Here is an 11,323-nt window from a genome sequence, read left to right on the forward strand (position 1 = left end):
TTCCTTTTGATATACAATCAATGATACTATTTCCAGTTTTTGGAAATATATTGTTTTAATTTGAAAACGATTTAAAATAATAACTAACCCGGGAATACGTTTTCAAGGAGGAAAAAATGGACAACAAACAAATAGCAAAAAAAATTCTTCATATAATTGGGGAAAGTAACGTCACGTATATGACCCATTGTGCAACTCGACTTCGTTTTAATGTAAAAAATGAATCAGAAATTTCTTTAAATGAATTAGATCAAGTTGAAGGCGTCATCAAATCTCAAAAGAAACATGGTCAGTTGCAGGTAATTCTTGGAGCAAAAGTTACTGGGGTTTTTTCGGAACTTGAAAAGATGATTCTTATTGAAGAGGGAACTACCATTGAACGAAGTGAAATAAAGAAAAATCCACTATCTCAGATTATAGAAACAATCTCGGGATGCTTTAGCCCAATTATTCCTGTTCTAATTGGTTGTGGTATGGTAAAATCTGTAACTGCAATTTTAACTACATTTTCTTTGGTCTCACCAGATAGTGATACACTTAAAATTTTTAACTTGATAGGAGATCTACTTTTTTATTTCTTCCCATTCTTTTTAGCAGTCAGTGCTGCAAAAAAGTTCAGAACAAATGAGTATTTAGCAGTTGCTCTTGCAGGGGCATTGATGTATCCAACTATTATGCAAGGAGCAACAATGGCCGCAGAAACAGGTATTTCTTCACTTGATTTTTTAGGGTTACCGATATTATTAGTTAGTTATAAATCTACAATCATCCCTATAATCATTAGTGTATGGATTATGTCTTATGTTTATAAATGGGCCAATAAACTTATCCCTGATACCTTTAAAGTACTCTTTGTTCCTATGATTGTGTTATTCATCATGGTTCCATTAGAGTTGGTATTAGTTGGACCATTTGGGTCTTATGTTGGGCAATGGGTAGCACAAGGAGTTACATGGTTATACAATGCAAATGGTGTATTAGGGGCCTTTCTATTTGGAACATTTAGACCATTACTTATTATTTTCGGCATGCACTATGCGATAACACCAATCAATACGCAACTGATTGCTGAGTATGGATACTCTGTAATTTCTCCAGCAAATTTGACTGGAAACTTGGCACAAGCAGGAGCTGGTTTTGCTGTATTTTTCTTATTAAAAAATAAGGTGGAAAAGAGTGTAGCATTTACTAGTTCTATTACTGGATTGTTTGGTGTCACAGAACCAGTTATGTTTGGGTTTAACCTTAAATATAAAAAACCGATGATATTTGCTATGTTAGGCGGCGGAATTGGTGCAGCATACATTAATTATTTTGGCGGAGGTGCAACTGCCATTATATTACCAGGTATTTTAGCATTGCCAACTTACATTGCGGATAGCTATATTCATATTATTATTGGTATTTTGATTAGTATTATTTTTGCATTTATTGGAACAATGTTAGCTGGCATTAAAGAAAATAGTCTCCCGATCGAAAAAAATACAAGTATTGATCAATTATCTAAAGAAATCAATCTAACTCAGCCGGTTGAAGGAGAAATAGTTTCCTTAGAAAAAGTCCCTGATGAGGTATTTTCTAGCAAGTCACTTGGGGAAGGATTCGCTATTATTCCATCTGAAGGAAAAGTGTACTCTCCGTTTGAGGGAACTGTGACAATGCTTTTTCCAACAAAGCATGCGATTGGTTTAAGAAGTAAAGAGGGACTGGAAGTTCTTATTCACATTGGCATTGATACAGTTGAGATGAATGGTGATGGATTTAGTTCCTATGTTAAAATGGATGATACTATAGAAAAAGGACAATTATTAATTGCATTTGATTTGAAAAAAATTGCTGATCATAATTTGAATTCTATTATTCCAATATTGTTTACAAATTTTGAAGAATTTTCTAATGTAATAGTAGTCAATGAAGATAATGAATTATTAACTGATTTTCAAGGAGCATTAATATGATGAAATCGAGTTTTTTTTGGGGTGGGGCTCTTTCAGCGAATCAAGCTGAAGGAGCTTACTTAGAAGGTGGCAGAGGACTTTCAGTGATGGATGTAGTTCCACTTTCTGATGAGAGGAAATTGATAAAACAAGGAAAATTAAATTATATGCACCAAAAAAGTGAAAATTATTTTCCTACACACCATGCGATTGATTTTTACCACACGTATGAAGAAGATTTGAAGTTGTTAGCTGAACTTGGTTTGACATGCTTTAGAACAAGTATCTCTTGGACACGTATCTTCCCAAAAGGAACTGAGCAAAAACCAAATGAAGAAGGATTAGAGTTTTATCGTAATATATTTGAATTATGTAAAGAATATGGTATGGAGCCTATCGTTACGATTAGCCATTTTGATATTCCGCTATATTTAGTTGAACATTATGGTGGTTGGGATCATCGGGAAATGATTGATTTCTACGTGAAGTATTCTAAAACGGTAATCAAAGAATTTAAAAACTTAGTAAAGTATTGGATTACATTTAATGAAGTTAATGTCATTTTGCACAATTCATTTTCAGGAGGAGGTCTTATTCTTGAAGATGTTGAAAACCCAGAGCAAATAAAGTATCAAGCGGCTCATAATCAATTAGTAGCAAGTGCATGGACTACTAAGTTTGCTCATGAAATTAATCCTTCTAACCAAATTGGATGCATGTTAGCTGCTGGGGATTATTATCCTTATTCATGTCATCCAGAGGATATTTTTAAAGCACTAAATAAAAATAGAGAAAGTTATTTTTTTATTGATATTCAATGTCGCGGTAAATATCCAAGTTATGCTAAAAGGTTGTTTAATGAAAAGAAAATAAGCATTGATTCTAAACCAGAAGATTTTAAATTACTACAGGATTATACATCAGATTTTATTGCTCTAAGTTATTATACGTCTAGGTGCATATCTAGCAAATCACAGAAAATGAGCGAATCAAATGTTATGACTTCTATTAGAAATCCCTATTTGGAAAATAGTGAATGGGAATGGCAAGTTGATCCATTAGGGCTTCGAATTACGTTGAATACTTTATATGATCGCTATGAAAAGCCGTTATTTATTGTAGAGAATGGTTTGGGTGCCCGTGATAGAATTGAAAATGGAAAAGTAGAGAATATATATCGAATAGACTATCATCAAAAACATATTGAGGCTATGAAAGAATCAATGATTGATGGTGTAGATGTTATTGGCTACATCGCTTGGGGATGCATTGATTTAGTAGCAGCTTCAACAGGAGAAATGGATAAACGCTATGGTTTCATATATGTAGATCGAGACAATTATGGGAGAGGAAGTAACAAGAGAATAACAAAGGAATCCTATAATTGGTATAAAAAGGTAATCGAATCGAATGGAAATAATCTGGAGTAATTTTCAAAATTTGAAAATGAATTGTTTAAATAATCATAAACGTGTACGATAGATTTATAATAAAATTACGGAGGGAATCATTATGCAAAAAGTTGCTGTTATAGTAGCCCCAGGTTTTGAAGAGGGCGAAACCCTGACAATTATTGATATTTTAAGAAGAGCTGGTATTACTTGTGATTCAGTTGGATTTGATAAAGAAGTGATAGGGGGACATGATATTGCTATTCAATGTGATCGTGTTCTAGATGATTCAATACAGATGTATGATATGGTCGTTCTTCCTGGTGGATATCCTGGAGCTACAAATTTGAAAAATAATGATAAAGTAATTAAGCTGTTAAAAGACATGAGTGCTGATGGAAAGTGGATTGCCGCAATTTGTGCTGCACCAATTGTGTTGGAACAAGCAGGTTTACTGGAAAACAAGAAGTTTACGGCCTACCCAGGATATGGTACTAAAATAAATAGCGGGCACTATTTGGAAAATATCGTCGTAGTTGATGGGAAATTGATTACTAGTAGAGGACCAGCAACTACATATGCATTTGCTTATGAATTGATAGATATATTAAATGGGGATTCATTGGCAGTAAAAAATAGAATGGTATACTTTAACTCATTTGAAGAGAAGGAGAAAGCATATTATGTATAAAGTAGCAGTATTAATGGCAGAAGGATTTGAAGAAAGTGAAACAGTTACAATTGTGGATATTCTAAGAAGAGCAGAAATTGAATGCCATACATTTGCTTTTGATGAACTTGTTGTTAAAGGAATGCATGGAATTCTAGTTAAAGCTGATAAAGTATTTAGTGAAGATATTAAAGAATATGATCTTTTAGTATTGCCAGGTGGCCGACCAGGTGGAGAAAATTTAAGGAATAGTGTGGATGTCTTGAATTTGGTAAAATACTTTAATGAGAACAACAAATACCTTGCGGCAATGTGTTCGGGAACGGTAGTTTTATCTGAGGCAGATGTGATAAAAGGGAAAATGGTTACTGGCTACACGGGTTATGCCGATAAACTTGTTGGCGGCATTTTTAAAGATGAAGTTGTAGTATTTGATCAAAATATTATTACCAGTCAAGGTCCAGCGACTCCATATCCCTTTGCCTATAGGATAGCTGAAGTTTTAGGAAAAAATGTTGATCATTTAAAAAATAGAATGTTGTACAATTTTGCTGGTGGAAAATAGTTAGGAGGGATCCCATGCTTTATAATAAGTTGCCTATTGTCTTTTTGAGCACAATTGCTAGTGAGAAAAAGGGATCTACTAATTCAACGATAGCGTCGTATGTTCTTTCTAATTTAGATGAAATGAAATACTTAGGTATTAAAGAATTCGCAAAAAATTGTAATGTATCTATTAGTTCGATTTCTCGTTTCTGCAAAGAAATTGGATTGACCGATTTTGCCGAATTAAAACAAATTTTGATAGAAAAAGATCTTGAGCGAGATATCAGTATTAAAGAAAACTTATTTTCTACTAGAATAGACCACTATTCAACTATGATAGCTGAAAGTATTGCTGAAGTATCTAAGTCAATAGCAGAAGAAAAAGTTACTCAACTTATAGAAGATATGGAATCCTATAATAAAGTAGCTGCATTTGGATTAATGAAAGCAGAAACAGCAGCTCTAATTCTGCAATCTGATTTGCTTACATGTAACAAACAAGTGTACACCAATCTTTCCTATAAAGAACAAATGGATTATATTGAAAATTCAGCACAAGATACATTAATTATTATATTTACGTACACAGGTTCTTATTTCGACTATAGTACAAAAAGAAGTTTTTTGAAGAAAAAAAATAGACCCAAAATATGGTTAATTAGCGGAAGTAAAAAAAATGTACCAGATTATGTGTCTGATTGTATCTACTTTTCTTCTCAACAAGATCATATAAGCCATCCTTACCAATTAGATTTTGTTGCAACAATTTTGGCGAAAGAGTATGCTAAAATAATTGAGTGACTGAATATCGCCTTCTATAATGAGATTACAAATAACTTATTCGTGTTTTCGTTATAGAAAAACTATTTATTCAGAATGAAATTATAGAATTTCTTGAAGTCATGATGGGACATAGACAACATAAATATAAAATTGAGTTTGACAAATGAAAATTGAAAACTATGATACAAGTAAATCGCGAAATATTATTATAGTTTGAGAGGGCCATCAAATAAAGGTTCTATGTCAAATTGTGTTGGTGATATAAACAACTGAATAAAATCGTAAAGCTTGGAATAAAAATCAGAGACCTTCTGGTTTTATTCTGAGCTTTTGTAGTAGTTTATGAGGATTCCGCCAATTATCAGAGTAGCTGGCCGGAAGCGACTTGGCGAAACCCGTGCCAATTCCATTCCTAAATAGAGTCAAAGCAGCTGTACTTAACCCGATAAAACAGCTGCTAATTCCCGATTTGCCTTTGTAGCTGCGAAGATATTGGCTACATCCTCCTTTACTCTTGTGAAAAAATAAGACCTTGAATAATATAAATACGTGAACGAAAATGATAGAAATTACGATACCCATAAGCCACTCTTTTAATTACCTTGATTTTGTTGTTTAATCCTTCTGTAATGCCATTTGAAAAAGGATGACAGAACGCATTTGTGATTCCTTGTTTGTGTTTCTTAAAGAAGGTGAGTTTCTTTTTGAACCAGAAAGGTAATCGGACGTCTAAGGTATCCAGTTCTTCAAAAAAACGTTTAGCTTCTCGATGAACGAAGGCGTATTTTAGAAATTGAATCGTGTCGTAAGCTAAGCGTAAGATGGGATCATAACTGAGTAATTCATCGACAATGTCTGTTTGAGTCAATGGACGTTTAAACAATGGATGGTAAGGGCGATGCTGACTATCCAGTTCAGTTGAATCCTTTAACAATAATTTCCAATAGCGCTTTAATCGTCGGTATTGTTTCTGTTCCTGAAGAGAAGAATGCCGAAAGGCATTCATTGTCTGTATTCGAAGCTGGTTCAAGGCTCGATTCATCTGTTGTACAATGTGAAAACGATCAGTCACTAGTTGAGCATTTGGAAACACAGACTTGATTAATTGGTCATAGCTAGCGTTCATATCCATGACCAGATACTTCACACTTTCTCTTGCTTTTTTTGTATAGCGCATAAAATGCCGGGTTAAGTAAGTTAATCGCCGATCTTCAAGGACTTCAAGAATCTGGTTGGTTTCTCCGTTCACACAAATGAAACTCATCGCTCCTTCACAGGATTTCATTGATTTGAATTCATCAATACATAGAATTTTTGGAAGGAATCCCAATTAGGAGAATACGAAGCAGCTAACTTACTCATTAAGCGAAGAACGGTCACATCTGGAACAAAATGCTTTTGAGCAATCTGTTTTCTAGAGATATTCTTTTTTAAATCAAGCATGATTTGAAGACAAAGTTGTTTTGATAAATGATGATGTTCTTCAATCAAATCAGTATGTGCATGAAAGGTTTTCCCGCACTCATGACAAAGAAACCGTGAGCGTCTCAGTTCTAAGAAAGTCAAGCGCCCATTAAACACAGGCAACTGGGCACATGTCAGATGATGCCCGTTCTTAATAATTTGTCCTTGATTTTTTACCCCACAATGTTCACAATATGTCGGAATATAAGTAAGCGTTGCTTTGATGACTTGAGCTTGAATCCCCTTTGTTTTTCTGTATTCAAGCCAATCCTCTCCAAAGGAGAGATGTTTATCTGTTAGTCCAAGTAATTTTCTGGTATTCTTATCCATAAGGAATAGCCTTTCTAATAATTTGTGGTTTTAGACGATTTCATTTTATCAGTTTGTTGTTCCTTTTTTGTGTTTCAACACTCAAAAAAGTGTTGATGGGTTTTCCTTTAGGAATATCCACCAACACAAATTATTATAGAGCCCAAAAAAAATTGATGGTCTTTTTTGTTACTATACAATCTATCAAACATGATGTTTTCGAAAAACGAATGTATTAGAAAGAAAAACGTCTCTTCATTTATGTGAAAAATGGGTAGACCTTAATTTTACAATAAAAGCTATCAAAACTTAAAAGTATTGATAGCTTTAAGGTGGTGTGATAAAATAGGGGTTGTGAGGCTATCATATCTTACTATCATAAATAAACTGAAAAATGAGGTGAAAATTCTGATTTTTGGTTATGCAAGAGTTAGTACATGGGGACAAGATTTAGAATCTCAAATTATCGCTTTAAAAAAAGCAGGGTGTGAAAAAATTTATACTGAAAAATTCACCGGAACAAAATTGGAGAGAAAAGAGTTTCAATCGTTGCTTAATGAATTATCTGAAGGCGATACATTGGTTGTGACAAAGTTAGATCGATTCGCACGTTCCACTGTTCAAGGACTAGAAACAGTTCAAAACCTTTTTAGTCGAGGAATCAAAGTTCATATTCTGAATATGGGAATAATCGAAAATACACCAACAGGGCGCTTAACATTTACAATATTTTCAGCTTTTGCCGAGTTTGAACGAGATATGATTGTGGAAAGAACACAAGAAGGGAAAGCAATAGCGAAATTGAATCCTGATTTTAGAGAAGGCAGACCAAAAAAATTTAGTATGGATCAATTGGACTTAGCAATGGATTTACTTAAAATCGATACAACAAAAAATGTATCACGAAAAACAGGGATCAGCGAAGCTTCTTTATATAGAGAAAAAAGACGAAGAAAATACCAAAACTCATAGCAAAATCTATCTATCATAAATATACGATAATGAAAGAGCGATTTTAAGAGCATTTCAAATTTTTAGCAAGGTAGTTAATGAAACAAATGAACTGAGGATTATCAAAAACGACGTTTTTGGCAAAATAAAAAAGCTATCCCAAAACTAGGATAACTTACCTAAATATTCTATATAATATTTAATGTTAGATTAGATAGCAATTTTTGTCAAATTACTAAAACAATTAATAAAGGAGAAAAATTATGAGGAAAAAAAAGAAAATTTCTGATCCGGTAAAAAAACAATTATGGTTATCGTCAGGAGGATATTGTTATAAATGCAAAAATCCATTGATTACGCGTGAAGGAGTTTACATAGGTAAAATAGCTCATATAGAGGGAGAAAAACCAAATTCAGCAAGATTCAATAAGAAACAAAGTGAAGAACAAAAATCAGGATTTGACAATTTAATTGTGGTTTGTGGAAATTGTCATGATGAAATAGATAAAGGGGACATTCAAGAATATAGTGTAGAATATTTAAAAAAATTGAAAACTAAACATGAAAATAAAATGAAGGATATCATGGAAACTTTTACTGTTACTGTTGGTAATCATGACTATACAGCACCACAAAATTTAAATGCATATTACAGAAACGCAGGATTAACAACTAATGAAATAGAGCAATCCAGATCAATTGAATTGAAAGAGATTAGTACGCTACTAGAAATTTTAGACACACTGTCTATTGAAACTAGAAAGATTATTTTATTGATTATTAATTATGGAAAAAGAGGTTATGGAGATGTTTATGAAATCGATTTCGATTATTTAAACACTACAAATAGTCTTGAAGCGAATAAACTAGCAATGTATTTAAATATTCTTTCAGATAAAGAGTTAATTTATACCGATGAAGATAATCCAAATAAAATATGTCTCCAGTTTAGAGGAAGTGAAATAGAAAACTGGTTTAGTGAAATTTACAAATTTTATAAAGAGTTTTCTTATGATATTAATGAATTTATAGTCGATTTAGACTTATCATTAATGGATGAGTAGGAGTGATAAGAGATATTTATGAGTAACTGCTAGACGAGGACGATTAATTTATCAAAAACGGTCAATAAAGGAGATGTTTATAATGGAAGATTTGAATATTGTTAGAAGTGGTATTGGAATGTCGCAAAAAACAATTGGCCCTTTTGTAAAAAAAGATGCTGAAATGATCATTGATCCAAAAGGTTTTTTGAATAAGGAAGAACTTGAAGCACAGGGCTATACTGTTAAGGAGTTTAATTTAGAAGATTTAAACGAGTCTAACTCATGGAATCCATACAGGGCATTAGAACAACTTGAAAAAGAAGATCCTATTAAGTATCAAGAAGTTATTAAAGAATTAGAATTCCTTATCAAAAACGATAATTAGAAAGAATACGATTAAAGCCTAGGGGGAGAAAAAGAGTGGATTTTAGACTAATTGATAAAGAAAACTGGAAGCGATCAGAATACTTTAATCATTATTTAGAAAAGATTCCTTGTTCATATAGTTTTTCAATCAAACTAAACATAACAAAGATAATTAAAAATAAAAATAAATTATATCCAACATTGCTATATTGTATTATTAAGACAGTGAATCAATACGAAGAATTTAGAACGTCTTTCCGATTGGATGGAAACCTTGTTATCTATGAGGAAATGATGCCATTATATACAATATTTGATAAAAAAGAAGAAACCTTCTCTAATATTTGGACAGAGTATACTAATGTCTATGAGAAATTTATTGAGGCATATAAAATAGACCTAGAAAAATATGGTGGCGTGAAACAATTATTTGCAAAACCTAATATACCAGAAAATGTTGTTACAATTTCTATGATTCCTTGGATTGAATTTCAAAGCTTTAATCTTAACGTAAATAATGATAGTTACTTACTTCCAATTTTTACAATTGGTAAATATTATAAACATGAAAATGAGTACGTAATTCCAATGTCCATACAAGTACATCATGCTGTATGCGATGGATTTCATGCTGGCAAATTTGTAAAAACATTACAACGAGAACTTGCCAATTTTTAAACAAATCAGAAAACTAAAATGTATTCTCAAAAAGGATAGTAATAAAAAAATTAGAAAGAGATGTTGTATTTTATGTATGATAAGAAAACAAAGAAATTTTATTGTAACAGATGTAAAAATGAAATTGAAACTTATGAAAAATGCTGGACTAAATGGCAATTTCCGCCAAAAGTAAATTCATCTCAAGATAAACCAATCAAATCATTAGAATACCAAAATGCACCAATTATATGTCTTGATTGTGAAAGTAAAGTGTTTAGAGAAATATTTTGAGCAAAATTTATTTTTTGTCTAAAATACAACGTTCTGTCAAAAAGGATAAATAAAGGTGGGGTATAAATAATGGTGAATAATATAATAAAATTTCTATCCTTAATTTTTGTTGTGATATTACCTTTTATTAGTTATAGAAATCTTAAAATAGAAGCTACTGGGAAAAAAAAATAATGCTTACTACTTTTGGAAGACATTGTTTATTGTTAGTAGTATTATTCTTGTCTCTTTAATTCTACCTACGTTAATCTATTTCATTATTAGTAGATAAAAAAATGCCAAAAACGAAGAATAAGGAGGAAATGAATTGTGGAATTAGAAAAAAATTTGTTTTTGTTACGTGCAAAAGATACAAAATAAGCATACGAATCACTTAAATACCTTGAAAGTCTTTCAGATAATGAGGCCATTCTATATCCATATTGCAAAATGTTCTCTGAGATGGTAAATAGTGAAAAATACGTAATTAGAGTACGAGGATTTCGTTTACTTTGTAGGCAAGCAAAGTGGGATGAAAGTGACATTATTGATACACTCCTACCAAAGTGTTTACTCATTTTGAATGACGAAAAGCTTACAGCTGTGCGTCAAGCACTTGCAGCTTTACATTATATAATGGAGTCTAAGCCACAATTGCGAGGACTAATTATGGAGTACATTACATCAATGAATATTTTAAAGTATAAGAAGGATAAAATGCGTCCATTGATTGAGAAGGTCATATCCAAGCTTCAAAAACTAATTCTCAAAAAGGATCAGAAGTGAAGGAGATTGATTATGTCACGGTTAAGCAATTTTTTAGTACTATTAATGTTTGTCGGTTTAGGAAGTTTGATATCAAATGCACCAATAAATGGTTTTGTTGTTTTATATATTATGGTAGCTATTATATTAGCAATCTGTTTTTCA

Annotated in this window: 9 protein-coding genes and 1 pseudogene; 9 read left to right on the top strand and 1 reads right to left on the bottom strand. The window is 32.1% G+C overall.

Features of this window, described 5'->3' with window-relative positions; translation table 11 throughout:
- Positions 1-116 precede the first annotated feature (116 nt).
- The 5 genes from ACYSNW_RS13055 to ACYSNW_RS13075 all read left to right on the top strand — a co-directional run bounded on the left by ACYSNW_RS13055 (position 117) and on the right by ACYSNW_RS13075 (position 5,345).
- Positions 117-1,958, top strand: a complete 1,842-nt coding sequence (locus tag ACYSNW_RS13055; RefSeq protein WP_461745162.1) for a beta-glucoside-specific PTS transporter subunit IIABC — start codon at positions 117-119, stop codon at positions 1,956-1,958.
- A complete protein-coding gene (gene ascB / locus ACYSNW_RS13060; RefSeq protein WP_461745164.1) occupies positions 1,955-3,367 on the top strand; it encodes a 6-phospho-beta-glucosidase in 1,413 nt (470 codons plus the stop codon). The genes ACYSNW_RS13055 and ascB overlap by 4 nt, the downstream gene beginning before the upstream one ends.
- An 82-nt stretch (positions 3,368-3,449) precedes the next feature.
- Complete coding sequence (locus tag ACYSNW_RS13065; protein ID WP_461745166.1) at positions 3,450-4,019, top strand: DJ-1 family glyoxalase III; 570 nt, start codon at positions 3,450-3,452, stop codon at positions 4,017-4,019.
- Complete coding sequence (locus ACYSNW_RS13070) at positions 4,012-4,563, top strand: DJ-1 family glyoxalase III (protein WP_461745168.1); 552 nt, start codon at positions 4,012-4,014, stop codon at positions 4,561-4,563. Before ACYSNW_RS13065 ends, ACYSNW_RS13070 begins: the two co-directional genes overlap by 8 nt.
- Before the next feature lie 14 nt (positions 4,564-4,577).
- The gene (locus ACYSNW_RS13075; protein ID WP_461745169.1) at positions 4,578-5,345 is read left to right on the top strand and encodes a MurR/RpiR family transcriptional regulator; all 768 of its coding nucleotides are present in this window, start codon (positions 4,578-4,580) and stop codon (positions 5,343-5,345) included.
- Between the two features lie 490 nt (positions 5,346-5,835).
- Here the strand turns inward: ACYSNW_RS13075 and ACYSNW_RS13080 are convergent.
- Positions 5,836-7,121: pseudogene (locus ACYSNW_RS13080) on the bottom strand (ISL3 family transposase).
- A gap of 387 nt (positions 7,122-7,508) precedes the next feature.
- Here ACYSNW_RS13080 and ACYSNW_RS13085 point away from each other — a divergent pair.
- The 4 genes from ACYSNW_RS13085 (at position 7,509) to catA (ending at position 10,141) form a co-directional block, all read left to right on the top strand.
- Positions 7,509-8,072 (top strand): recombinase family protein, encoded by a 564-nt coding sequence (locus ACYSNW_RS13085; RefSeq protein WP_461745182.1) that lies wholly within the window; start codon positions 7,509-7,511, stop codon positions 8,070-8,072.
- Between the two features lie 242 nt (positions 8,073-8,314).
- Positions 8,315-9,115: a hypothetical protein gene (locus tag ACYSNW_RS13090; RefSeq protein WP_461745171.1), complete on the top strand. Its 801-nt coding sequence runs from the start codon at positions 8,315-8,317 to the stop codon at positions 9,113-9,115.
- 82 nt (positions 9,116-9,197) lie between these two features.
- Positions 9,198-9,482: a hypothetical protein gene (locus ACYSNW_RS13095; RefSeq protein ID WP_461745173.1), complete on the top strand. Its 285-nt coding sequence runs from the start codon at positions 9,198-9,200 to the stop codon at positions 9,480-9,482.
- A gap of 35 nt (positions 9,483-9,517) precedes the next feature.
- Entirely contained in the window at positions 9,518-10,141 is a 624-nt protein-coding gene (gene catA / locus ACYSNW_RS13100; RefSeq protein WP_461745175.1) for a type A chloramphenicol O-acetyltransferase, read from the top strand.
- The last annotated feature ends 1,182 nt before the right edge of the window (positions 10,142-11,323 follow it).

This window comes from Enterococcus sp. LJL99 (assembly GCF_054871725.1).